At 29.2% G+C, this 24114-nt stretch carries 23 protein-coding genes; 10 read left to right on the top strand and 13 right to left on the bottom strand.

Features of this window, described 5'->3' with window-relative positions; all coding sequences use genetic code 11:
- Positions 1 to 133 precede the first annotated feature (133 nt).
- Genes BXQ17_RS08430 through BXQ17_RS08420 form a run of 3 tightly spaced genes read left to right on the top strand, consistent with a single transcriptional unit; the run spans position 134 to position 2515 of the window.
- Entirely contained in the window at positions 134 to 1042 is a 909-nt protein-coding gene (locus BXQ17_RS08430; protein WP_077810210.1) for a NifU family protein, read from the top strand.
- A 34-nt stretch (positions 1043 to 1076) separates the two neighbouring features.
- Entirely contained in the window at positions 1077 to 1805 is a 729-nt protein-coding gene (ubiE, locus tag BXQ17_RS08425; protein ID WP_077810209.1) for a bifunctional demethylmenaquinone methyltransferase/2-methoxy-6-polyprenyl-1,4-benzoquinol methylase UbiE, read from the top strand.
- Positions 1806 to 1807: 2 nt separating this feature from the next.
- Complete coding sequence (locus tag BXQ17_RS08420) at positions 1808 to 2515, top strand: porin family protein (protein ID WP_172830856.1); 708 nt, start codon at positions 1808 to 1810, stop codon at positions 2513 to 2515.
- Between the two features lie 3 nt (positions 2516 to 2518).
- Here BXQ17_RS08420 and BXQ17_RS08415 read toward each other — a convergent pair whose 3' ends face one another.
- Positions 2519 to 3250, bottom strand: a complete 732-nt coding sequence (locus BXQ17_RS08415; protein ID WP_077810206.1) for an RNA methyltransferase — start codon at positions 3248 to 3250, stop codon at positions 2519 to 2521.
- A 69-nt stretch (positions 3251 to 3319) separates the two neighbouring features.
- On the opposite strand from BXQ17_RS08415, the gene BXQ17_RS08410 reads away from it, so the two are divergent.
- From BXQ17_RS08410 to accD, 3 genes are all read left to right on the top strand, one after another.
- Positions 3320 to 5824 (top strand): BamA/TamA family outer membrane protein, encoded by a 2505-nt coding sequence (locus BXQ17_RS08410; protein ID WP_077810204.1) that lies wholly within the window; start codon positions 3320 to 3322, stop codon positions 5822 to 5824.
- Between the two features lie 117 nt (positions 5825 to 5941).
- Entirely contained in the window at positions 5942 to 7009 is a 1068-nt protein-coding gene (gene fbaA, locus BXQ17_RS08405) for a class II fructose-bisphosphate aldolase (RefSeq protein ID WP_077810202.1), read from the top strand.
- Positions 7010 to 7205: 196 nt separating this feature from the next.
- A complete protein-coding gene (gene accD, locus BXQ17_RS08400) occupies positions 7206 to 8075 on the top strand; it encodes an acetyl-CoA carboxylase, carboxyltransferase subunit beta (protein ID WP_077810200.1) in 870 nt (289 codons plus the stop codon).
- A 75-nt stretch (positions 8076 to 8150) separates the two neighbouring features.
- Here the strand turns inward: accD and BXQ17_RS08395 are convergent, their stop codons facing one another.
- From BXQ17_RS08395 to BXQ17_RS08375, 5 genes are read right to left on the bottom strand one after another with little or no spacing between them, the layout of a single operon-like run.
- On the bottom strand, positions 8151 to 8648 hold the full coding sequence (locus BXQ17_RS08395) for a hypothetical protein (RefSeq protein WP_077810199.1): 498 nt from the start codon (positions 8646 to 8648) through the stop codon (positions 8151 to 8153).
- A gap of 38 nt (positions 8649 to 8686) precedes the next feature.
- Complete coding sequence (locus BXQ17_RS08390) at positions 8687 to 9250, bottom strand: DUF3575 domain-containing protein (protein ID WP_077810198.1); 564 nt, start codon at positions 9248 to 9250, stop codon at positions 8687 to 8689.
- 30 nt (positions 9251 to 9280) lie between these two features.
- Positions 9281 to 12658 carry a hypothetical protein gene (locus BXQ17_RS08385; protein WP_077810196.1) on the bottom strand — a complete coding sequence of 1126 codons (3378 nt, stop codon included), beginning with the start codon at positions 12656 to 12658 and terminating at the stop codon, positions 9281 to 9283.
- A 56-nt stretch (positions 12659 to 12714) separates the two neighbouring features.
- On the bottom strand, positions 12715 to 13209 hold the full coding sequence (locus BXQ17_RS08380; RefSeq protein ID WP_077810195.1) for a methylated-DNA--[protein]-cysteine S-methyltransferase: 495 nt from the start codon (positions 13207 to 13209) through the stop codon (positions 12715 to 12717).
- Entirely contained in the window at positions 13209 to 13973 is a 765-nt protein-coding gene (locus tag BXQ17_RS08375; protein ID WP_077810194.1) for a TatD family hydrolase, read from the bottom strand. Before BXQ17_RS08375 ends, BXQ17_RS08380 begins: the two co-directional genes overlap by 1 nt.
- Positions 13974 to 14075: 102 nt before the next feature.
- Between BXQ17_RS08375 and BXQ17_RS08370 the strand changes: the two genes are divergently transcribed.
- Positions 14076 to 15428, top strand: coding sequence for a DEAD/DEAH box helicase (locus BXQ17_RS08370; protein ID WP_077810193.1), 1353 nt, complete (start codon positions 14076 to 14078; stop codon positions 15426 to 15428).
- Positions 15428 to 15793: a Na(+)-translocating NADH-quinone reductase subunit F gene (locus tag BXQ17_RS08365; RefSeq protein ID WP_077810192.1), complete on the top strand. Its 366-nt coding sequence runs from the start codon at positions 15428 to 15430 to the stop codon at positions 15791 to 15793. Before BXQ17_RS08370 ends, BXQ17_RS08365 begins: the two co-directional genes overlap by 1 nt.
- Before the next feature lie 70 nt (positions 15794 to 15863).
- Here BXQ17_RS08365 and BXQ17_RS08360 read toward each other — a convergent pair whose 3' ends face one another.
- Both BXQ17_RS08360 and BXQ17_RS08355 read right to left on the bottom strand, forming a co-directional pair.
- Positions 15864 to 16583 (bottom strand): 3-ketoacyl-ACP reductase, encoded by a 720-nt coding sequence (locus BXQ17_RS08360; protein WP_077810191.1) that lies wholly within the window; start codon positions 16581 to 16583, stop codon positions 15864 to 15866.
- Between the two features lie 79 nt (positions 16584 to 16662).
- A complete protein-coding gene (locus tag BXQ17_RS08355) occupies positions 16663 to 17508 on the bottom strand; it encodes an OmpA family protein (RefSeq protein WP_077810189.1) in 846 nt (281 codons plus the stop codon).
- 119 nt (positions 17509 to 17627) lie between these two features.
- Here BXQ17_RS08355 and BXQ17_RS08350 point away from each other — a divergent pair, with 119 nt between their 5' ends.
- Entirely contained in the window at positions 17628 to 18617 is a 990-nt protein-coding gene (locus BXQ17_RS08350; protein ID WP_077810188.1) for an FAD:protein FMN transferase, read from the top strand.
- Between the two features lie 75 nt (positions 18618 to 18692).
- Complete coding sequence (locus BXQ17_RS08345; protein WP_077810186.1) at positions 18693 to 19973, top strand: hypothetical protein; 1281 nt, start codon at positions 18693 to 18695, stop codon at positions 19971 to 19973.
- Positions 19974 to 19979: 6 nt separating this feature from the next.
- Here the strand turns inward: BXQ17_RS08345 and BXQ17_RS08340 are convergent, their stop codons facing one another.
- The 5 genes from BXQ17_RS08340 to gpmI are packed head-to-tail and all read right to left on the bottom strand — an operon-like array spanning position 19980 to position 24084.
- Entirely contained in the window at positions 19980 to 20747 is a 768-nt protein-coding gene (locus BXQ17_RS08340; RefSeq protein ID WP_077810185.1) for a class I SAM-dependent methyltransferase, read from the bottom strand.
- A 10-nt stretch (positions 20748 to 20757) separates the two neighbouring features.
- Positions 20758 to 21561: a type I methionyl aminopeptidase gene (gene map, locus BXQ17_RS08335; RefSeq protein WP_077810183.1), complete on the bottom strand. Its 804-nt coding sequence runs from the start codon at positions 21559 to 21561 to the stop codon at positions 20758 to 20760.
- Between the two features lie 58 nt (positions 21562 to 21619).
- Positions 21620 to 22018 carry a BT0820 family HAD-type phosphatase gene (locus tag BXQ17_RS08330; RefSeq protein WP_077810182.1) on the bottom strand — a complete coding sequence of 133 codons (399 nt, stop codon included), beginning with the start codon at positions 22016 to 22018 and terminating at the stop codon, positions 21620 to 21622.
- Entirely contained in the window at positions 22019 to 22549 is a 531-nt protein-coding gene (locus BXQ17_RS08325; RefSeq protein ID WP_077810180.1) for a thioredoxin family protein, read from the bottom strand.
- 17 nt (positions 22550 to 22566) lie between these two features.
- Positions 22567 to 24084: a 2,3-bisphosphoglycerate-independent phosphoglycerate mutase gene (gene gpmI / locus BXQ17_RS08320; RefSeq protein ID WP_077810179.1), complete on the bottom strand. Its 1518-nt coding sequence runs from the start codon at positions 24082 to 24084 to the stop codon at positions 22567 to 22569.
- Between the last annotated feature and the right edge of the window lie 30 nt (positions 24085 to 24114).

Below are 24114 nucleotides of genomic sequence, written 5' to 3'. Positions count from 1 at the left end.
TTAACAACTTATTTTTAAGACTCTGTTAGATTTTATATTTTAATTATAAAATCTAACAGAGTCTTGAAGTTTTTAGCATTAGATAATCTTATTTATCTTTTTTGCCTTAATTTTGCAATTCAATTTTTAGAACATGTCAGATACTAAAATTACCATACAAGAAACTACTAATGATACAATCATTAAATATAACAGTAACACTATTTTAATAAACGGAGGTAGTTATGAGTTTAACAACATAGACGAAGCAAAAAACTCTCCGTTAGCACAACAATTATTTTATTTACCATTTGTAAAAAAGGTTTTTGTTACAGCAAATTTTATAGCAATACAACGTTTTGATATTGTACAATGGATTGATGTACAAGAAGAAGTAAAAGAGCAGATTGAAGCATATATAAATGCAGGTAATGTTGTTGTAAACGAACAAAAAACTTCTAAAAAAGAGGCGATAGAGGTATATGCAGAAGTTACGCCAAACCCAGCAGTAATGAAGTTTGGTACTAACAAAGCATTAACTCAAACAGATGTTGAGTTTAAAAATATAGACGAAGCGAATACGTCATCTCCTTTAGCGCAAGCAATTTTTAATTTTCCGTTTGTAAAAGAAGTTTTTATTTCTGATAACTATATTTCTATTACCAAATATGATATGGTAGAATGGAATGAAGTCTACGGAGAAGTAAGATCTTTTATTAGGGAATATTTAGCTGAAGGAAAAATAATAATCAAAGAATTACCAAAGCAAGAAGCATCAACTTCTGCAGATACTACAGAAACAGTTCCTGAAGTAGCTTTAGAAGGAATTTCTGCTCAAATTGTAGATATTTTAGACGAATATATTAAGCCTGCGGTTGCCGGAGACGGAGGAAATATTGCTTTTAGATCTTTTGATGAAGAGAATAAAGTAGTAAGTGTTGTTCTACAAGGTGCTTGTAGCGGTTGCCCATCATCTACAGCAACATTAAAAAACGGAATAGAAAATTTATTAAAAGAAATGCTACCAAATCAAATTAATGAAGTGGTTGCAATAAACGGATAATAATACATAATATTTAAGCCTTAAGAAATAACGTATGTCGAAAATTATAAAACCTTATAAAGATTCTGAATTAGGAAAAAAAGAACAAGTTGCACAAATGTTCGATAATATTTCTGGTAATTACGATGGTTTAAATAGAGTTATTTCTTTAGGAATAGATGTTAAATGGCGTAAGAAAGTTGTAGAAATTGTTGGTAAAAATAATCCGAAGCAAATTTTAGATATTGCAACAGGAACTGGCGATTTAGCTTTAATGATGTCTAGTTTAAACCCTGATAGAATTGTTGGTTTAGATATTTCTGCAGGAATGTTAGAAGTTGGTAAGCAAAAAATAGCCAAAGCAAAACTTTCTGATAAAATAGAAATGATTGTAGGTGATTCTGAAGAAATGCCTTTCGAAGACAATACTTTTGATGCTATTACAGTTTCTTTTGGTGTTAGAAATTTTGCCAATTTAGATAAAGGAATTAAAGAGATTGCAAGAGTTTTAAAGCCAACAGGGGTTTTAGTAATCTTAGAAACATCAAATCCAACGAAATTCCCTTTTAAACAAGGTTATAAGTTATATACAAATTTGTTTTTACCAATTGTAGGTAAACTGTTTTCTAAGGACAAAGTAGCGTATTCTTATTTGTCTGAATCTGCAAATTCTTTTCCGTTTGGTAAAGCTTTCAACAATATTTTACAAAAAAACGGGTTTACACATACAGAAGATAATCCTGTAACATTTGGTGTTGCAACAATTTACACAGCACGTAAATAATTATGAGTAAAAGAATTTTATTTTTTTGTTTTTCTATACTAGTTAGTAGTACTTTTTTTGCACAAAGAGAACGTGTAGACTATTTACCAACTTTTGATAAAAGACCTTTACATTATGGTTTTTACTTAGGTTTAAATCAAAATGATTTTAAACTAAACCTTAAAGAAAGTAGTATTACAGATGCAAATATTACTGTAGAATCTACTACTGGTTTTAATGTTGGTTTAATAGCAGATTTGCGTTTGCATAAAAATTTAAACCTGCGTTTAGAACCTGGTTTAATGAGTAACTCTAAAAATATAATTTTTAATCACTTAAAAGGTTCTGCAAATCCGCAAGACAGTATTAGAGAGGTAAGTTCTACGTATTTACATGTGCCGTTGGTATTTAAATTTAGTACGGACAGATATAAAAACTTTAGACCTTATTTACTTGCTGGTGTTTCTTATGATTATAATTTTTCTTCAAACGAAGACAATCAAGACGACAATTCTGCAGGACAATTTCGAATGAAAACAAACAATTTTATGTACGAGGTTGGTGTTGGTGTAGATTTCTATTTATACTACTTTAAGTTTTCCCCATCAATTCGCGGAGTTTTTGCAATGAATAACGAGATAAAATATGATGATGACCCAAATAGTAGATGGACGGCGCCAGTTAATTTTATGGGAACTCGTGGTATCTTTATAAATTTTGCGTTCGAGTAAATCTTAACTATTTCGTTTAAATTCGCTTAACAAAATAGCTGTTGCAGTTGCAACATTTAAGCTTTCGGTTTCTTGTACTTCTCCAAATCTTGGTATAGAAATCTTATTAGATATTAATTTTTTAATTTGGTTAGAAACTCCGTTAGCTTCATTTCCCATAATTAAAATTCCTTCTTCGGGTAATTGTGTTTTATACACATTGTCACCATCCATATCAGCAATATAAGTTGGTAAATGGGTTTCGTTTAAGTAAGCTTCTAAATTAACGTAGTTAATAGCAATTCTAGTCAAAGAACCCATAGATGCTTGCACAACTTTTTGATTAAAACAATCTACAGTATCTGTAGAACAAATTAATTGTGTAACTCCGTACCAATCGCAAAGTCTTATAATTGTACCTAAATTACCAGGATCGTTAATAGCATCTAAAGCTACAATTAATCCAGAGGCGTTTATAGAATTTAGCTTGGGTATTTTAAACAATCCTAAAACTTTGTTAGGTGATTTTAAAGAACTTATTTTTTTTAAATCGGTTTCATCAATTCTAACAATTTTATCTTCTGTAAGATTAGTTTCGTAATCATTTGTGCAAAATAATGTTGCTACTTCAAAAGAAGACTTTAATAATTCATTTACCACTTTTATACCTTCTGCAATAAATAAATTATGCTTTTGTCTATACTTTTTTTGTGATAAACTAGTTATTAATTTTAACTGATTTTTTGAGATGCTCATTAATTGTATCTAATTAGAAATAAACCGTTGAAAAATACTATTTTTGATGTTAAATGTATTGCTAAAGTAATGAAAAAACTTTCTTTTTACTTTCTACTTGTTTTATTTTTGACAGCTTGTAATTCTACAAAACATGTTGCCGAAGATAAGCAGATGCTAACTCAAAATTATATTTTTGTTGACAGTGTAAAAAATAAAAATGCAGATTTACAAAAGTACGTACTTCAAAAACCAAATCCGCGTCTTTTAGGTTTACCTTTTGGGCTGTACTTTCATAATATAGGAAACCATAATAAGCCCAAAACCCCAACAGAATGGGGATTGAAACATCCGAAGAAATATAATTTTATAAAAAATGTTTTTTCAGAAAAACAAAGTATTGCTTATGCAAATGCTTTTATCAGTTTAAATAATTGGTTTTTAAATTATGATGCTCCTGTAATTTTAAGTGAAAGTAAAGCAAATAGAACAGCCGATAATTTATGGGCTTTTTATAAAACCAAAGGTTATTTTGATTCTAAAATTAAGACAGTCATAGACAGAGATTCTATTGATAAAAAAGCAATAGTTAGTTATTACATAGATAAAGGAGAGCCTACATTATTAGATTCAATTAAGCTAAAAATAGAATCGCCCGTATTAGATTCTATTTATAAGGATTCAAAAATAAAATCTTTGTTAGTTAGTGGTAATCAATACAACGACAAAGTATTTCGAAAAGAAGCTAGTAACGTTGTAAAATTGTTTAAAAATAGCGGAATCTATTATTTTTCTGAATCTGCACTTGGTTTTTATGTAGATTCTACAAGAACAGATCACAAAACCAATGTAGAGTTTTTAATAGCAAAAGATAGGTTTAAAGAAAAAGATGGTGTTTACGAGAAGCAAGATTATAAGGTACATAAAGTTAGTAAAATTAATGTAGTTACAGATTATTCTTATACTAAGAAAGAAGAGGTTTATAAAGATTCTGTAAATTATAACGGAATTAATTTTTTAGCAATTGATAAATTAAAATACAATCCTAAATATTTATCGCAATCTATTTTCTTTAAATCTGGCGATGTTTATAAAGATACTTTAAGTAATTTAACAAGAAATCATTTAAAATCGCTTAAAAACTTTAAATCTACAAACATATCATTTAGTCCGATAGAAGGTACAGATGATGAATTAAAAATGGATATTTTTCTGTCTCCGAAAGAGAAATATACTTTAGGTTTCGAAACAGAACTAACACATTCTAATATTAGAAATATTGGTTCATCAGCAAAATTTTCTCTAACCAATAGAAATGCTTTTAAAGGTGCAGAATTATTAAAGTTTTCTTTTTTAGGTTCTTATTTTAATGCGAATAATGGTCCAGGTTGGGAGATTGGTGCAGACGCATCTTTAGAATTTCCTAGATTGGTAGCGCCTTTTGGTTTAGATAAATTGGTGCCAAAAAGAATGTCGCCAAGAACGTTGTTTTCTTTAGGATCTAGTTTTCAGAAAAACATTGGTCTAGATAGGCAAACGTTTACCATTTTATCTGATTATAAGTGGCAATATAACAGTAAAAAAACCATTCAGTTAGAGATATTTAACACACAATACATTCAAAATTTAAATGTAAATCGTTTTTTTGATATTTATGGTTCAGAATTTACAAACCTAAATAATGTAGCAGAAATTTACGACCAAGAAAATAATACATCTTTTTTTCCTTTGGCTACGGATTTAGAAAATCAAGCATCAGAATCTTTAGCTTTTATAAGAAGTGTTGCTTCTAATGCTGGTTTTAGAAACTCAAACCCAAATGATTTTAATACTGTATTAAATATTCAGAATAGGTACAATATTGTTACTTCAGATTTTTTAATTCCTACTTTGGCTTATTCATTTACATATAATAGTCAATCAGATTTTAAAGACAATAATTTTTCATTTTTTAAATTAAGAGTTTCAAATTCTGGTAATATTTTAGGGTTGTTTTCTAAGGATTATAATGCAAATGGTAAAAAAACATTTTTAAAGATTCCCTTAGCACAATATTTTAAAACAGATTTAGAGTATAAGCAATTTTGGGATGTTGGTTTAAATTCTGTTTTCGGATTTAGAACATTTTTAGGCGCTATTTTAACCTACGACAATTCTGATATTCCCTTTACAAGAAGTTATTTTGCAGGTGGTTCTAATGATATTAGAGCGTGGCAAACATATGAGTTAGGCCCAGGAAGCAGAAACAGTGGTTTAGAATTTAATGTTGGTAGTTTAAAGTTTTTATCGAGTGCAGAATATCGATTTAATTTAATAGGAAGTTTTAAAGGAGCCTTATTTGTAGATGCTGGTAATATTTGGGATATTTCTGATGCCGAGTTTGTAGACGAAGACGCAAAATTTAATAGTTTATCATCTTTAAAAGATATTGCAGTAGGTTCTGGTATGGGAGTTCGATACGATTTAAATTTCTTTGTATTAAGATTTGATGTTGGTTTTAAAACCTACGAACCTTATTTAGAAGGTGGTAAGTGGTTTAAGAATTATAATTTTGCTAGCGCAGTTTACAATATAGGTATTAATTATCCTTTTTAAAAAATCATTAAAAGTCTATAACGTTTTCGTTATTTTATGCTCCGATTAAACATAAAAGTGCCTATTTTTAGTATTTTTGAAGAAATATAAGAATCAACAAATTAAAATATCATAACTATGAGTCACAACATAAAACCTGGAGTTGCTACAGGTAAAGAAGTTCAAGAAATTTTTAAACTTGCAAAAGAAAAAGGATTTGCATTACCAGCTGTAAATGTTGTTGGTTCTAATACAATTAATGGTGTTTTAGAAACTGCAAGAGATTTAAATGCACCTGTTATTATTCAGTTTTCTAACGGAGGAGCGCAATTTCAAGCAGGAAAAGGATTATCTAATGAAGGGCAAAAAGCTGCAATTGCTGGTGGAATTGCAGGAGCAAAGCATATACACGAATTAGCTGTTGCTTATGGTGTGCCAGTTATTTTACACACAGATCACTGTGCAAAGAAATTATTACCTTGGATTGATGGGTTGTTAGATGCTTCTGAAAAGCATTTCGAAGAAACTGGTAAGCCTTTATATAGTTCTCATATGATAGATTTATCTGAAGAGCCATTAGAAGAAAATATCGAAATTTGTAAAACTTATTTAGCTCGTATGAGTAAAATGGGAATGACATTAGAGATAGAGTTAGGTATTACAGGTGGTGAAGAAGATGGTGTAGATAATTCTGATGTAGATGTTTCTAAACTATACACACAACCAGAAGAAGTTGCTTATGCTTATGAAGAATTATTAAAAGTATCGCCACAATTTACTATTGCAGCTGCATTTGGTAATGTACACGGTGTTTACAAGCCAGGAAACGTAAAATTAACTCCAAAAATTTTAAAGAATTCTCAAGAGTATATTTCAAAGAAGTACAATGTTGGTCATAATCATATCGATTTTGTATTTCATGGTGGTTCTGGTTCTACTTTAGAAGAAATTAGAGAATCTATTGGTTATGGTGTTATTAAAATGAATATCGATACAGATTTACAATTTGCTTTTACAGAAGGTATTAGAGATTATATGCATGGTAAAGCAGCGTATGTTGCAACTCAAATTGGTAATCCAGAAGGAGATGACTTACCAAATAAAAAATATTATGATCCAAGAAAATGGTTACGTGAAGGAGAAATTACTTTTACAAACCGTTTAAAGCAAGCATTTCAAGATTTAAATAACGTAGATACATTATAGTATTTATTATTAAATTAATTAAAAAGCATTTTGAATTATTTCAAAATGCTTTTTTTTTATGAAAATATCTAGCTCAAATAGAATAATCACATAAAGAAGAAACCAGAATTAGAAAAAATCTTTTACATTTGTACTTCATATTTATTTTAAAATAGAATTTTTATTTTAAGATATTAAATTAAAACAAACACATAACATGGCTTGGTTTAAAAGAACAGATAAAGGAATACAGACTTCTACAGAAGATAAAAAAGATACTCCGAAAGGTTTATGGTATAAAACACCTAGCGGAAAAATTATAGATACAGAAGAATTAAAAAGAAACCTATATGTTAGTCCAGAAGATGGATATCATGTAAGAATAGGTAGTAAAGAATACTTCGAATTATTTTTTGACAATAATGAGTTTAAAGAATTAAATGAAGGTTTAACTTCTAAAGATCCTTTAAAATTTGAAGACACAAAAAAATATCCAGAAAGATTAAAAGCTGCACAAGCAAAAACAAAATTAAACGATGCTGTAAGAACTGCCGTTGGTAAATCTTTAGGTAAAGATATAGTTATTGCTGCCATGGATTTTGCTTTTATTGGAGGTTCTATGGGATCTGTAGTAGGAGAAAAAATTGCAAGAGCTATCGATTATTCAATTAAAAACAACATTCCGTTTTTAATGGTTTCTAAGTCTGGTGGTGCTAGAATGATGGAAGCTTCTTTGTCTTTAATGCAATTGGTTAAAACTTCGTCTAAGTTAGCGCAATTAGCTAAAGCAAAAATACCTTATATATCTTTATGTACAGATCCAACAACGGGTGGTACAACAGCTTCTTATGCAATGTTAGGTGATATTAATATTGCAGAACCAAATGCATTAATTGCTTTTGCAGGACCAAGAGTAGTAAGAGATACAACAGGTAAAGATTTACCAGAAGGTTTTCAAAAATCTGAATTTGTTTTAGAACACGGTTTCTTAGATGCTATTTACGAGCGTAAAGATCTTAAAAAAGAAGTGAATTTATATATAGATTTAATCCAAAACTTGCCAATTAGAAAAGAGGCAGTAGTTTAATAAGATAAAGTTATTATAAAATAAAAAAACCAGCATTTGCTGGTTTTTTTATTTTATAAAGGTTTGTTGTTTCTATTAGAATCTCCATCCTACATTTACACCAAGTCTAGGCACAAGAATTGGCGAATCTGTACCAAAAAGGTTTCTACCTAAACCACCATAAATATCTATAACCAAACCACCTTCAGAAGAATATTTAGTTCCTATTGCTACACCTAAAGCAGCATCTGTATATTTTAAATCGTAAACGCCAGAATCTTTAACAGTTTCTGTTTTTCCAGAATTTATGCCTACAAATCCTTCACCAAAAAAGTTCCATTGTGCATCTGCAGTGAAATAATGACGAAAATAAGGTGTTATCATTGTGTTTTCGTTATACCTAAAATCGATATCTTGTTTCGCTAGATTAAATAAGGCCGAAACTCCGAAAGAATTTTCTACACTAATATAATTTTCATAAGAAAATTCTAGACTTCGTATAACTAATGCATCAGCAACATCTATCTTAATTTCTTGTTGAGAAAATCCTAAAGAACTTACTAGAAGTCCTAATATTAAAACTATTTTTTTCATGTTATTAATTTTTACAAATTTACTAAAAATAAGATTGCTTAAAATCTGTAGCCTAAAGAAATACCACCTCTAGTAATTAAATTATTTTCCAATCCGTTTTCATCATTGTTATTAAATAAGTTTCTTCCAACACCTAAATAAATTTCTGTAATAAAACCAGATTTAGTTATAAATTTTCCTCCTACAGATATACCTAACGCAAAATCTGTCTCTACAATTGTTTCATAATTGTTATTAAAAAAATAATAACGATCCTCATAAGTGTTTAACATACCAAAACCTTCTACAAAGAAACCTCTAGCATATCTTGTTTCAGAAAAAAACCATCTATAATAAGGGGTTAAAGAAAATTTTTTCGGAAAATATAAGTCATCAGAGATATCGTTAAAATTGAAAAATACATCGATACCAAAAGAGGAATCTTTATTTAATAGATTTTCATAACTAACATTTAAAGACGAAAAAGCAATCAAACTAAATGCATTTAATTTAAGTTCGTGTTTTTTTGCATTGTCTTGCGGATACTTGAATTTCTCTTTTTCTTGAGCTGTTAATTGAATGCTAGTGCATACTAACAATACAAATAAGATAATTTTTTTCATATAATTTTGGTTGATTTTTAGCCAAATGTATTAAAAAATAGCACGTAATTGTACACTACCTGTGTGTATCGTTTTAGAATTTTCACTTTTTCTACCTAAATAACTTAAATTTAAATTTAAAAACGAATTTAATTTTCTGTTGAAAAGAAGGTTCCAAGTATAATTTTTTCCTTCTTGCAAACCTTCTAACATTTGGTAGGCAACAGGTGTGTTCGTATCACCTTTATAATCGTTTAGAAAGACGTTTAAACCTGCGGATATTTGATTCTTTTTAGTGCCTAAATAAAAGTATTCAATTCCGAATTTATGTTGTTGTAGGCTTTCGAAATCTTCTAATGTGTTTTCTTTGTTTTTAAAATGATAAAAGGCAGACAATCGGTTGTTTTGATTTTGTAAAAAACTTATTTTAGGTTGAAATTCATAAGTATCTATATTGTAATTTCTATTATCAAAATTTTCTGTAACTAAATTATTTGTAGATTTTTTTCCTAATAAATTAAAAACCCAAAATGTTGCAAATTTATGAGCAAAATCTACTTGATGCATTTTAATTATGTTTTCTTGCGTTCCTATAAAATACAATTGCTTATTCCTTTGATTGCCATAAGTATAACTTGTACTGTATTTTTGTAGATTTTTGTTAAAATGTAAACTGTTTCTTAAACTATAGTTAAGACCAATTAAATTATTTTCATCAAAATTAAAAGGATTAAAATTAAAAGAGTTGCCATTTCTAGCTTGTTCATTTTCGATGCTTAAAAAGCTTTCGTTTTTAAAATAAGAAACTAATTTTTTAAATCCTTTTTGCATTTTCCATTGACTAAAATTTAAGTTGATTGCTTGTCTAAATTTTGCTTTTTGTGTTGCAATAAAACGAATGTTCGGTTTTAATATTCTTAAATAATTTGCTTGATCTTTAAATTCGGCAATTTCAAATTCGTCAAAATCTTGCACACCATCATTGTTATAATCAATCCAAGTATAAAAACCAAAACCAGGCTCTGTCTTAATATAAACGTATTCTTGCCTTGCAATATTACCAGAAGAGGTTTCGTACAGAGTGCTTAAGTTAACAAAGTTTTTAAATAATTTTTGATTGAAAAGAACTCTCGAGTTTAAAGATTTTTCATCGTTAGTAAAAGCATTATTAGTAAGTCTGTAATTTGCATAAATAGCTAAGTTTGTACTTTCATTTTTGATTAGCTTACTGTTCATATAAAAAGACTTTCTATTATTAATTTCGGTAAATGCATTCGATTTAATACTGTCATTATTTCTGTAATTAAAACCAAACTTTGCAAATACTTTTGTGGTGTCTCCTAAACCAAAATAGGTTTCAAACTCTTTAAATCTGTGGCTTGTATTTGCGTAGGTATTCGTTTCAGTAAGTTTTCTGTTATTAGTTTCTATATTAGTAAAAGCACCTAACCAGCTTTTTTTAAACGAATGTTCTATAGTAGCTTTTGCCCTTAAAAATGTGTTATTTTCTAATGTTGATGTATTGTTTAGTAAACTAGCATTTACAAAAAAAGAGGTTTTTTTAAGTTTTATTTTAGATGCAAGAAGATGTTTATTACCGTTGTAAGTGTTTAAATAATTAAGATTTTTAAAACTATATAAAACGTAATCTTTATTTTTATTTTGAAGGTTTATTTCTGATTGAAAATAGTTTTTAGTTGCGTTGTTTGTTAATAAATTCCAATCTCGATTAAACTCTATAGATTCCCATCGTTGTAATGTTTTAAAGTTTTGATGTGCGTATTCATGATTAAATTTACTTGTTAATTGCCAATCGCGATCTATTAAAATTTGTTCCCAACCAATTTTAGCAGCCAAACCTGTATTTTCGTCGTTATCTAAATAGGAAAATAAATTTGCATCATTATTACTGATAGCAATTTCTGAAGTGATTTTTGTTTTATTAGTAGAATCATAATCTGACTTTAAAACAAATATTTGTGATTTTGTTGGCGGAATTAATCTTGTTATTGGTGCATAATCACCTTGATTTACGCCTACATAATTATAAATTGTACCAATAGCAGTAGTGCTTTCTATAGCATAATCACCATTATTTGCACCAACATTGGTAAACGTAACAAAATACAATTCTTCATTTTCATCATCAGAATATTCAAAATTTTCTACAGCACCATTTATAACTTTTCTATATAGAATTTTATTTTCATCATAAGTGTCTAAATAAGCACTTTCAGCAAACATTAAATCTTCATTATTACCTGCATTTGCTAGTATTTCTTTTTGATTATCTGTTAAAACTTGTTGTAAAGGTTGGTTTTTAGCATCGTTTTCGCTGTAAAAAAAACTATTGATTTTTAATTTTTCGGTTTTATAATCAACAGATTCATAGGTAATAAAGCGCGTGTAATTTCTATCAGAATATTGAAAATCTATTGTAATCCTCATATCATTAGTAATAGGATATGTGGTGTTAAAAGTAATTTCACCTAAATTATAGTCAATTTCATAATCTTTATTTTCGCCTCTTTCAATCTTAATTCCGTTTACATAAACCTTTTCGCTACCTGCAATTATAAGAATATTCGATTCGTTATTTGCGCCAATAACCTTATAAGGACCTTGATTTCCTTCATTACCAACAATAGAAAATGTTGTAAATTTTCCTCGAACAATTGCACCAGAAGCACCAACTTTTAAATTATCAGAAACACTGGCTTCAACTTCTAAACCAGAAACTTGTTTTGTAAAAGGAGCAAAGAAACTTTGATTATTGCTTAAGGATAAATCTCCAGCTTTTACGCGCCAATCATCAGTAAACATTTCTATAAATATTCTATCAAAATCACTTATTTTTTGAGAATAACCGTTTTCTTGAATCGGAATGTTGGTATCCCAAATATTAGCTCTTAAAGTTACTCTTTCTGATAATTTACCGGAAATTTCTAAATCTAACGCAGCATTTGTAACCGTATTTTGGTTGTTACCAGATGTAATACCTCTAGATATAAAACCTTTGGTTTGCAAACCATCGAAAAGTTTAATTTCTGATGGTTTTTTATTAGTTGTTAGACTGTAAAGTTTGCCTGTATAAGTGCTGTTGGGTACAATTAAACTATCGTTGTAATTTGTGTATACTTTGGTTAAAAATGTTGGGTATCTAAAGTATTTAATAGTAATTTCTGAGTATTTTTTAGAGTCTAAAATTAAAAGTGCTTTGTTAAAATCAACTTTATAATGAATAGTATCAATTACCTTTAGATCTTTATTTAAAATTTTAAACTTTTGCGGGTTAATTGCAATCGAATCAAATTTTATAGAATCGTTTTTAATATTAAATTTTATAGATCTATAATTGGTAGGAATTGTTTGTGCTTGGATAAAGTACCCAATCAATAAAAAGAAAAAAAAGAGATTTTTTTTAAACATTTACAAACTATACGTTGTTAACGTAAAAATAAGATTTTTAATATCTTACAAAGAAATTAAAATAACGATTGCTGTTTTACTGGGTTTTCGTGAGCCAATAACCATTTTTTTCTCCAAATTCCGCCAGCATAACCTGTTAAAGAACCATCCGAACCAATTACACGATGACAAGGAATTACAATCCATAAAGGGTTTTTACCATTTGCAGAAGCAACAGCTCTAATTGCTTTTACATCGCCTAAATATTTACTTTGTTGTGAGTAAGTTCTGGTTTTACCATACGGAATGTCTAACAAACTTTTCCATACCTTTTTCTGAAAACTGGTTCCTTTTGGGTTAACAGTTAAATTAAAACTAGCTCTTTGGCCATTAAAATACTCTTGCAGCTGTAATACACAATCTTGTAAACATTCTGGTGTTTTTTGGTGCAGTAATTCCTGTGAAATTTCATCATCATTTAAGACAGAAACAGATTGTATGCCGTTTGTATCTCCAATAATTTTAGCAATACCAATTGGTGTTTTATAGTATGTAGTTTCTGTTTTTAACATTAGACACCAAATATGGCTTTAGAGTTTTGAGTTGTTATTTCAGAAATTTCTTTAAATGAAACTCCGTAGATATCTACTAATTTATCAATAACATTTGTAATATAAGCACTTTCGTTTCTTTTACCTCGGTAAGGAGTTGGTGCTAAATAGGGCGCATCTGTTTCTAAAACGATGTGTTGTAAATCAATTTCATTTAAAAATTTATCAATTTTACCATTTTTAAAAGTAGCAACACCGCCAATACCTAATTTCATATTGTAAGAAATTGCTTTATCTGCTTGTTCTTTTGTACCTGTAAAACAATGAAAAATCCCTCTTAAATCATCACCTTTTTCTTCCTCTAAAATTTCGAAAATTTCATCAAAAGCATCTCTACAATGAATAACAATAGGTAGTTTTTTTTCTTTTGCCCACTTAATTTGAGTGCTAAAAGCTTCTTGTTGTTGTTTTAAAAAGCTTTTATCCCAATACAAATCGATGCCAATTTCTCCTATTGCGAAGAAATCTTTTTTATCAATCCATTTTTTAACATGTTGCAATTCTTCTAAATAATTTTCTTTAACAGAAGTAGGATGAAGGCCCATCATTAAGTAAACATCTAAAGGATATTCTTCTTCTAATTTTAGCATACTTTCTGTATAACTAGAATCTATTGCAGGTATAAAAAACCTCGAAACGCCGGCATCTTTTGCGCGTTGAATCATTTCTTTTTGATCTTCATTAAACTGACTAGAATATAAATGCGTGTGCGTATCTGTAATCATTATTATTTCTGATAATTTTTAGCAAAATTACAAATTAATACAACGCTTAAGACTTGTTGTAAAACATTTTATAAAACGTACCTTTGCATAAAATTTTATAAGATGACTTTTGAAGATTTAGATTTATCAAATCAATTACAATATGCAATAGACGATTTGGGGTTTACAACACCAACACCAATTCAAGAACAAGCATTTTCTGTGGTTAGATCTGGTAAAGATGTTGTAGGTATTGCGCAAACAGGTACAGGTAAAACTTTTGCTTATATGTTGCCAATTCTTAGAGATTTAAAATTTTCGAAACAACAACATCCTAGAATCTTGGTTTTGGTACCAACAAGAGAATTGGTTTTGCAAGTTGTAGAAGAAATAGAAAAACTATCTAAATACATAAATACACGTGTTTTAGGAGTTTATGGTGGTACAAATATTAACACGCAAAAACAAGCAATTTTACAAGGGCAAGATATTATTGTTGCAACACCTGGTAGATTGTATGATTTGGCTTTAAGTAATGCTTTAAAGTTAAAATCTATTCAGAAATTGGTGATTGATGAGGTAGATGTAATGTTAGATTTAGGTTTTCGTTTTCAATTGATGAACATTTTTGATGTGATACCAGAAAGAAGACAAAACATATTGTTTTCTGCTACAATGACAGAAGATGTAGATGCTTTAATTTACGATTTTTTTAAAAATCCTACTAAAATATCTGTTGCAGTAAGCGGAACACCATTAGACAATATCGAACAAGTTTCTTACAATATACCTAACTTTTTTACTAAAGTTAATTTATTGCATCATCTTTTAAGAGATAAAGAAACGTACAATAAAGTATTAATATTTGTAGGTTTTAAAAGAACTGCAGATTTACTTTTTAAGCATTTAGAAGAGGTTTTTAACGATGAAATGTGTGTTATTCACTCTAATAAAACTCAGAATTACAGAATACGTTCGATAAGACAGTTCGATGAAGGTAATAATAGAATATTATTAGCAACAGACGTAATGGCACGTGGTTTAGATTTTGATAACGTATCTCATGTAATTAATTTTGATACGCCAGATTTTCCAGAAAATTATATGCACAGAATTGGTAGAACTGGTCGTGCAGAAAAAGCGGGTAAAACGTTATTGTTTTCTACGGATAAAGAGCAAGAAGCTAAAGAGCAAATAGAAGCTTTAATGGATTATACTATTCCGGTTTTAGAATTACCAGAAGAAGTAGAAATTTCTAAATTATTAACAGAAGACGAGCGCCCAAGAGAAGACCAAGGTATTTCTAAAAACAGAACAGGTTTAGAATATGTTCCGGGGCCAGCATTTCATGAAAAAAGCGAAAAGAACAAGAAGGTAAATTTAGGTGGTTCTTATAGAAGAGAAATTGCTAAAAAATATAAAAAACCTAAAACAAGAGGAGATAAAAATTACAACAAACGTAACAAGAAAAAATAATGCAAGTTTTAACAGCGCAAGAATTGCACAATTTGGCCATGAATATTGTTGGCGAAAAATTACAAGAAATGGGCTATGAGTTTCAAGCGATTAATAGTCAATTAAAAAGACATCCTCAATTTGTATTATTTAAAAAAGGAGAACCTACAATTTTTGTATTAGTAAAAGCTACAAAAAATCTTCAAAACCCCAACGAATACGATGTTTTATGGATGGAAACTTTTAAAAACCATGCAAGAAAACAAAATGCTAAAGTTTGGTTTGCTGGTGTAGGAATTGCAAATGCAGAAAGTGTAGAAAGTCCTGTTTTTAAAGACCAACCTTACTATGTTGCTTTTGATAATTTTGTAAAAGTATTAGAATAGATAAATGTATTTTCATAATAAAAAACGCCACAATTAATGTGGCGTTTTTTATGAATAAGAAGTTTTTTACTTACGGATTTGTAGACCATAAAGCAGCACTTTTTAGCATTGCTCTTCTTGGTAATTTTAATCCGCTCACAATTAATTCAGCAAAATCTTCTGGTTGTAAAACACTATCTTCAGAGTCTTTATTTGCAATTCCTAATTCTACAGACATATCCGAAGCAATAGTACTTGGTGTTAATGTGCAAACTCTTATGTTGTTTTTTCTTACTTCTTTCATTAAAGATTCAGACATACCTATTACGGCAAATTTAGATGCAGAATAAGCAGAAACGTTAGCATTACCGTTTAATCCAGCTGTAGAAGCTACATTTATAATATCTCCTTTATTCTTTTCTATTAAATAAGGTAAAACTTCTTTAGTAACATAATACATTCCCATAACATTGGTTTGTATGATTTGTTCCCAAGTTTGTACATCCATTTCTGTAAAAGAACCAAAAGCAGCAATACCTGCATTATTAACTAAAATATCTACACCGTTTAATTGCTCTATCAGTAATTTTATTCCTTTTTGAACTTCTTTATAATTACCAACATCAAAAGCGGCATAAGTAGCTTTTACACCAATTTTTTCAATTTCTTTTACAGTTTCTTTTAATACAGATTCATTTCTTCCTGTAATTGCAATATCTACACCTTCTTTAGCTAAAGCCAATGCTGTTGCTTTACCTAAGCCTCTGCTTCCGCCGGTAATTATTGCTTTTTTGTTTGATAAATTTTCCATTTTTCTATTTTTTTAAATTTGATAAAATAAAAAACCACTCAGAAATTGAGTGGTTTTAATATGTTAAAAGAACGATGTATTATTTAGCATCTTGCTCTAATAAATCAAAGAATTGATTTAATTTAGGCATGATAATAATTTTTGTTCTTCTGTTTTTTGATTTGTTTTCTGCTGAGTTGTTTGGTACTAAAGGAATGTACTGACTTCTACCTGCAGCAATTAATCTTTGTGGTTTTACACCATACTTATATTGTAATATTCTAGTAATAGACGTTGCTCTTAAAGCAGATAAATCCCAGTTGTCTTGAATTAAATCTCTTTTTATTGGTGTAGAATCTGTATGACCTTCAATCATCACTTCCATTTGTGGCTGATCGTTTACAACTTTAGCAATTTTTTCTAAAACTGTATAAGCGCCATCTGTTACGTTATAACTACCACTCTTAAATAATAACTTATCAGAAATAGAAATAAATACAACTGTTTTTTCTACGTTAACCTCGATGTCTTTATCTTGAATACCTTCTGTTAAGTTTCTAGTTAAGTGATATTTTATAGCTAAGTTTAATGAATCTTTTTGAGTCATCGCTTTTCTTACACCATTAATATACTTGTCTTTTTCACTTAATTGAGCAATAACAGTTTTAATATTATCTGAAGAAGATTGAGTTAAAACAGTTAAATTTTCAACTTGTTTTAAAGCCGTTTTTTTATCGTCTTTTAAATATTTAACCTGTTCTGTTAAAGCAAAAATTTTCCCTTCTTCTTTTTCCTTCTCAATTAAACATTTTTGTAAATTAGTTTTTACAGCTAATAATTCCTCTTCTGCTTTCGTTTTCTCTGCTTGTAACGCTACAAATTCTTTCTTAGAAACACAAGAACTAATTAAAATTGTAGATAATAAGATTAAAGATATTTTCTTCATTTTTTCTGCTTAATAATTTATTATTCGAACAAATTTAATAAAATCAAAGAACAAAAAGTACGATTAACAATTTTTTGTGAAAAATTATAGAGTATTTTTGTTTTTATTAAACTTTTATTATGAAAAATTACCCATTTGTTATACTACTAATTAGTGTTTTATACTTTTCTTCTTGTTCTAAAGACACTATAAAGAAAAATTACACTTTTAAAGGAGCCGTATTTGGAACAACATACAAAATTACCTACTTAAATACAGATGAAAATTATAAAGAAAATATTGATAGTTTATTTCTTAAAATGAATAATTCTTTATCTACTTATATTTCAGATTCAGAAATTTCTAGAGTAAATAGAGATGAGGAAAATGTAGAATTGGATCCTTATTTTATAGAGGTTTTTAAAAAATCTAAAAGAATTTTTAAAGAAACTAACGGTTACTTCGATCCAACAGTTGGTAATTTGGTAAACGCTTGGGGTTTTGGACCAAAGAAAACAAAATTAGATCTAACAGAGGCAGAGGTTGCCAAGGAAATGCAGTTTGTAGGTTTTGATAAAGTACAAATAGAAAACTCGATAATTAAGAAAGAATTCCCTGAAATTTATTTAGATTTTAATTCAATTGCAAAAGGTTTTGGTATAGATGTAGTTGCTCGTTTTTTAGAAAGTAAAAACGTAAAAAGTTATTTAGTAGAAATTGGTGGCGAGATTAGAACAAAAGGTTTTAAAGAGGCAGATAATCCTTGGTTGGTAAAATTAGTAGATCCAATAAATGCAGATGGTTCTGGTTTTAAAACACTAAATCTATCTAATAAATCGATGGCAACATCTGGTAATTATAGAAAATATAGAATATCAGAATCTGGTAAAAAGTTTGTACATACCGTTAATCCTAAAACTGGTTATGCACAAGAAAGTAATTTATTAAGTGCATCTGTAATTGCAGATTTAGATTGTGCAGATGTAGATGCGTATGCCACAGCATTTATGGCAATGGGATTAGAAAAAACAAAAAATTTCTTAAAGAAGAACAGTAAAATTAAAGCAATTTTATTGTATGCAAATGAAAATGGAAATTTAGAAGAATACACCAATTATACCTACAAGTAGGTAGTGTTTTTCGGCTTTAAAATGACTATTTTTTTTTATATTGCACCCTAAAGTTCTCAATACCCAACATATACTATGAAAAAACAATTGTTATCTATTTTTTTTGCTACCTTTTTTTGTAGCTTTTATGCCCAAAATAAATCTGAAATAGCCAAAGTATACATAAATAGGGCAAATAATGCTATTGAAGAGAGTATAGATTATAAAGAAGCTTTAGAGCTTTTTGAAAAAGCCATGAAATATATGGATACTGTAACAAAACCATCTGTTGCAGATTTAGGAGCAAAAATTTACTTTGAACTGGAAAATTACAGACAAGCTCAAAAATATTCGAAACAATATTTTCTGCTAGCTAAAAATAAAAATTCAGAAACTTATCAGCAGCAATTAGAACTTTTCGTTACAATTGATGAAAAGTTGAAAGAGCAAATAGAAAGAGAAAGAATATTAGAAGAAGAAAGAATAAAAAAATCTAAAGAGCTTAAAAGAATAGATTCATTAAAATCTATTTGGAAAAAGACTTCTACGGATATGGCTTTAAAAGTAGATAGTGTTTACAATTTTAACGCTAACAATTATGCTTTGTTTTCTAAAGAAGGCAAGTTTGGAGTTATAAATGATAAAGCAGAAATAATTTTAGAAGCCAAAGAATACACAAATGCAATTAATTTTGCGGGTTATTTTTTATTACTGAATAAGTCTAAAGAGGCAACTAAAATTTATAGTTTTAATACAAATAGCGGTACAGGTATTTTATTACCAAACCCATCTGACTTTAACGCGCTTTCTACACATTTTGGTAAGGTAATGTTGCCAAGAGAAAACGGAAGATTAATTACATATCCAAACAACTCATATGAACCTTTAGTTTTTGACTTAAATCAAGGCAAAATTGTTAGAATTTCTAATAAAGAAGATTTAATGAAAGATTTAAAAAAGAATGATGTTTTAAGAAAATATAATAAAGATGGTGAAGTAAAAGTAGATAAAGATTGGTATTTGTTTGGAGGTCATTTAGGTGGCGGTATTTACCCGTTATATGTAGAAGGAGATTATAATGTTAAAGCTTTTTTATGTTCTGTAGATGGTACAATGTTGTATGCTGATTCAAAGTACGATTATATTGGTTCTTTTCATGATAACAAAGCGCAAGCTGTAAAAGGAGATACTATTTCTTGGGTAAATCAAAACGGAACAAAAGTTTCAAACGCAAAAGATAGTAAAGCAAATTATAAAGGAGATTCTAAAGTATTTAAAGTAGAAGATGGTGTTTATCAGATTCTTAAAAATGGAGTAATTATAAATGGAGATAAAAAACTAGAAAAATTACCAGAATATTTAAGGAAATTTCAGTAATCTAAATTATTTATAACATACAGGAAGAATTTCGTTCTTCATTAAACAAAATCGTTCTAGTTTTTCTGGAGCGATTTTTTTTGTATAATCAACTTCATCAACCTTAAAACCTATTGCACGCAGTTTATCAAAATAATCTCTTCCGTAAACTCTTACATGATCATATTGACCAAATATTTTTGCACGTTCTTTTTTGTCTGTTATAGTATCGTCTTCAAAAGTTTTTTCTCTTGATAAATCTTGCGGAATTTGAAAAATACCAAAACCACCTGGTTTTAAAACTCGATACAATTCTTGCATCGCTTTAGTATCATCAGTAATATGTTCTAAAACATGATTGCAAAAGACGACATCAAATTCGTTATTTTTAAATGGTAAATCACAAATATCTGCTTTTACATCGGCAATTGGAGATTCTAAGTCTGATGTTAAATAATTTAGATTTTCTTGTTTTCTAAAGATGTCTAAAAAACATTGTTCAGGTGCAATATGTAATACGTTAAGTTTTTCTTTAGAAGTGAAGAAATTAGTTTCATCCTTAAGAAAAAGCCACATTAAGCGATGTCTTTCTAGAGAAAGTGTAGAAGGAGAAAGCGCATTTTCTCTCTGGTTTCCATATCCGTAAGGTAGAAATTTTTTAAAACTTCTACCATCAATAGGGTCTGTAAAATTATTACCTTTTAAATACCAAGCTATAGTTGGTCTAACTAGATAGCTTGCTTTAATTAACCAAGGTCTAGGTATGGTGTTAAGTATGGTTTTAAATATAGACATTAACGGTTATTTACTGTCTAAATTCGTCTTCTTCTGTAGTTTCAATTCCTAAAGCTTCGTGTACATATTTAAATGTAGAAAGCAATTCTGGTTTTCCGTTTAGAATTGCAACATCGTGTTCAAAATGAGCAGATGGTTTGTCATCTAAAGTAGTAATTGTCCAACCATCAGAATGTTGTCTTATCTTTTGGGTTCCTAAATTTGTCATTGGTTCTATGGCTACGACCATTCCTTCTACAAACTTTTTCCCTCGTCCTCTTTTTCCGTAATTTGGCATTTCTGGGTCTTCGTGCATTTCTCTACCCAAACCATGACCAACAAGTTCTCTAACAACACCATAACCATGGTCTTCAGTAAATTTCTGAATCGCATAACCAACATCGCCAACTCTGTTACCAACTTTAAATTCTCTTATACCAACATACAAACTTTCTCTAGTTACGTCTAAAAGTTTTTTGGTTGCTGGTTCTATTTCGCCTACAGCAAAAGTGTATGCATGATCGCCATAAAATCCATTTTTAATTGCACCACAATCTATAGAAATAATATCGCCTTCTTTTAAAGGATCTTTATTTGGAATACCATGAACTACTTGAGAGTTCGGACTCATACAAAGCGTGTTCGGAAAATCGTATAATCCTAAAAAACCAGGAATAGCACCTTCTGCTCTAATAAATTCTTCTGCTAATTTATCTAAATATAAAGTTGAAACACCAGGCTTAACTTCTTTGGCAAGCATACCTAATGTTTTAGAAACTACTAATGCACTTTCGCGCATAATTTCTATTTCTTCTTTGGTTTTAATCTTTATCATGTTAAAAAAATTGAACCACAAAGTTAGTATAATTTAAGTAATTTGTAGGCTGATTTTGTTATTTGAAAAAAGAGAAAAAACCTTTTTTCTTTTTAGGTTCTGGTTCGTGGTTAAAAATTTGCTTGTAAACTTGTGTCCAACCAATAAAACCACCCACATTTCTATCGTCTATAAATATATCTGCGTTAATTTTTCTACTGTATTTTTCATCATAAATTTCTTCTGGATAACTTTTGTTAACAGCATAAAATTCAATTCCGTTTTCTTTACAAAAAGCCACAGCTTCAGTTAATCTAGAGCCACTTCTATATGTCCATAAGATTAACCTAAAACCTTCTGCTTGAAGTTTTCTTAAGGTTTCGAAAGCAAAAAGTTGTGTTTTTCCTATTTTAGGATAACCGTCTTCTACAATTGTACCGTCAAAATCTACAGCAATAATTAAATTATTGTTTTTCATTTATTTACTTCTGTCGTAAGAATGTTTATAAGGCTTATTTGTAACTATTTTAAGAATATCTTTTTCTAGAGTTTGTCTTGCATATTCTACATAACGCCCAACCTCTTTATCATTTTTATAAAAAATAAATGTTGGTACTCTTATAATATTAAAGCCTTCTTGTAAATTGTCTGGTGTTCTTTTAGAACGATTAACGGTGATAAGCTCTACATTTTTAAGGTTGAAATTTGCCATTTCTAGTATTTTAAAAAAACGCGGTGTTTCTCTTTTACTATCGCCACACCAAGTACCCATAAAACCTTTAATTTTATATCCTTTTAAAGCACTTCTTAAAGCTTCTATTGTTGCTGCGTCTGGTCTATAAGACTCATAATTTTTTGTAAACCAAGTACTGTATGGTGCTTGGTTGAAAGATTCTTTGTCTGCAAAGCCAATTAAATTGCCTTTATTGTTTTTTTTAGCTGTAATTTCTTGTTGTACACTGCAAGAACTTAATGCAATTACAAAAAATAAGAGTAAAATTTTTTTCATTGTATTTGTTTACGATTCTATAATAGAGAGTTTTGTGTCATTTCTTCTGGTTGTGCTACACCCATTAATTCTAAAATTGTAGGTGCTATGTCTCCCAATATACCGCTTTTTATAGACTTTATCTCTTTATCAATTAAAACAAAAGGTACAGGGTTTGTAGTGTGCGCTGTGTGAGGTGAACCGTCAGGGTTCATCATTGTTTCACAATTACCATGATCTGCAATTAATAAAATAGAATAATCATTTTCTAAACCAGTTTCTATAACTTCTTTTGCACAAGCATCTACAGCCTCACAAGCTTTTATTGCTGCTTCCATAATACCTGTATGGCCAACCATATCTCCGTTTGCAAAATTTAAACAAACAAAATCTACTTCACCTTTTTCTAAATCTTCACACAAAGCATCTTTTAGTTCATAAGCAGACATTTCTGGTTTTAAATCGTAAGTAGCTACTTTAGGTGAGTTTCTTAAAATTCTAGTCTCACCTTTAAAAGGAGCTTCTTGGCCACCAGAAAAGAAAAAAGTTACATGCGGATACTTTTCTGTTTCGGCAATTCTAATTTGTTTTTTACCAGCTTTAGACAAAACTTCACCCAACGTATTTTTAATATTATCGTTATTATAAATTACATTTATTCCTTTAAAGCTTTCGTCATATAAAGTAATGGTTGTATAGTATAAGTCTAATTTTTTCATTCCGAATTCCGGAAAATCATTCTGCGACAGCGCATTTGTTAATTCTCTTCCTCGATCTGTTCTATAGTTAAAAAACAAGACAACATCACCTTCTTTAATTTTTGTTTTCGGATTACCGGTATTATCTGTAGCAATTATTGGTGTATGAAATTCATCTGTAATACCAGCCTCATAATTTGCATTCATTTCAGCAAGAACATCTGTTGTTTTTTTACCAATTCCGTTTACAACACCATCATAAGCTTCTTTTACACGTTCCCATCTGTTGTCTCTATCCATAGCATAATAACGCCCAGTTACAGAAGCCAATTCTCCTGTACTTTCTTTCATGTATTCTTGAATATCATTTATAAAAAACGTACCCGATTTAGGATCACAATCTCTACCATCTGTAAATGCATGTAAGTAGACATTTTCTACTTGATTTTCTTTAGCGACATCTAAAATTCCTTTTAAATGATTAATATGTGCATGAATTCCTCCGTTAGAAACCAAACCAAGTAAATGCACGTCTTTATTATTTTCTTTTGCAAAGTTAAAAGTGTCTACAAGCACTTTTTCTTTACCTAAAGTTTTTTCTTCTACAGCTTTGTTAATTCTAGCTAAATTTTGATAAACAATTCTACCTGCACCCAAATTCATATGTCCAACTTCAGAATTACCCATTTGACCTTCTGGCAAACCAACATGCAAACCGTCTGTTCTTAATTCTGCATGCGGATATTTGTCATACAAACTATTAATATAAGGTGTTTTTGCGTTGTATATTGCAGATACTTTTGGGTCTTGAGTTATACCCCAACCATCTAAAATCATTAAGATTACTTTCTTGTTCATTTTTCTAAAATTATACAGTAAAAATAAGAA

This window comes from Polaribacter sp. BM10 (assembly GCF_002005425.1).
GTDB lineage: Bacteria > Bacteroidota > Bacteroidia > Flavobacteriales > Flavobacteriaceae > Polaribacter > Polaribacter marinaquae.
The sequence above is the reverse complement of the archived record's forward strand: the minus strand, read 5'-3'. Positions and strand labels throughout refer to the sequence as shown.

Bases quoted from the DNA above. Each gene is read 5' to 3' on its own strand.
- BXQ17_RS08430 (WP_077810210.1), top strand. From the start codon at position 134: ATGTCAGATACTAAAATTACCATACAAGAAACTACTAATGATACAATC.
- ubiE (WP_077810209.1), top strand. From the start codon at position 1,077: ATGTCGAAAATTATAAAACCTTATAAAGATTCTGAATTAGGAAAAAAA.
- BXQ17_RS08420 (WP_172830856.1), top strand. From the start codon at position 1,808: ATGAGTAAAAGAATTTTATTTTTTTGTTTTTCTATACTAGTTAGTAGT.
- BXQ17_RS08415 (WP_077810206.1), bottom strand. From the start codon at position 3,250: ATGAGCATCTCAAAAAATCAGTTAAAATTAATAACTAGTTTATCACAA.
- BXQ17_RS08410 (WP_077810204.1), top strand. From the start codon at position 3,320: ATGAAAAAACTTTCTTTTTACTTTCTACTTGTTTTATTTTTGACAGCT.
- fbaA (WP_077810202.1), top strand. From the start codon at position 5,942: ATGAGTCACAACATAAAACCTGGAGTTGCTACAGGTAAAGAAGTTCAA.
- accD (WP_077810200.1), top strand. From the start codon at position 7,206: ATGGCTTGGTTTAAAAGAACAGATAAAGGAATACAGACTTCTACAGAA.
- BXQ17_RS08395 (WP_077810199.1), bottom strand. From the start codon at position 8,648: ATGAAAAAAATAGTTTTAATATTAGGACTTCTAGTAAGTTCTTTAGGA.
- BXQ17_RS08390 (WP_077810198.1), bottom strand. From the start codon at position 9,250: ATGAAAAAAATTATCTTATTTGTATTGTTAGTATGCACTAGCATTCAA.
- BXQ17_RS08385 (WP_077810196.1), bottom strand. From the start codon at position 12,658: ATGTTTAAAAAAAATCTCTTTTTTTTCTTTTTATTGATTGGGTACTTT.
- BXQ17_RS08380 (WP_077810195.1), bottom strand. From the start codon at position 13,209: ATGTTAAAAACAGAAACTACATACTATAAAACACCAATTGGTATTGCT.
- BXQ17_RS08375 (WP_077810194.1), bottom strand. From the start codon at position 13,973: ATGATTACAGATACGCACACGCATTTATATTCTAGTCAGTTTAATGAA.
- BXQ17_RS08370 (WP_077810193.1), top strand. From the start codon at position 14,076: ATGACTTTTGAAGATTTAGATTTATCAAATCAATTACAATATGCAATA.
- BXQ17_RS08365 (WP_077810192.1), top strand. From the start codon at position 15,428: ATGCAAGTTTTAACAGCGCAAGAATTGCACAATTTGGCCATGAATATT.
- BXQ17_RS08360 (WP_077810191.1), bottom strand. From the start codon at position 16,583: ATGGAAAATTTATCAAACAAAAAAGCAATAATTACCGGCGGAAGCAGA.
- BXQ17_RS08355 (WP_077810189.1), bottom strand. From the start codon at position 17,508: ATGAAGAAAATATCTTTAATCTTATTATCTACAATTTTAATTAGTTCT.
- BXQ17_RS08350 (WP_077810188.1), top strand. From the start codon at position 17,628: ATGAAAAATTACCCATTTGTTATACTACTAATTAGTGTTTTATACTTT.
- BXQ17_RS08345 (WP_077810186.1), top strand. From the start codon at position 18,693: ATGAAAAAACAATTGTTATCTATTTTTTTTGCTACCTTTTTTTGTAGC.
- BXQ17_RS08340 (WP_077810185.1), bottom strand. From the start codon at position 20,747: ATGTCTATATTTAAAACCATACTTAACACCATACCTAGACCTTGGTTA.
- map (WP_077810183.1), bottom strand. From the start codon at position 21,561: ATGATAAAGATTAAAACCAAAGAAGAAATAGAAATTATGCGCGAAAGT.
- BXQ17_RS08330 (WP_077810182.1), bottom strand. From the start codon at position 22,018: ATGAAAAACAATAATTTAATTATTGCTGTAGATTTTGACGGTACAATT.
- BXQ17_RS08325 (WP_077810180.1), bottom strand. From the start codon at position 22,549: ATGAAAAAAATTTTACTCTTATTTTTTGTAATTGCATTAAGTTCTTGC.
- gpmI (WP_077810179.1), bottom strand. From the start codon at position 24,084: ATGAACAAGAAAGTAATCTTAATGATTTTAGATGGTTGGGGTATAACT.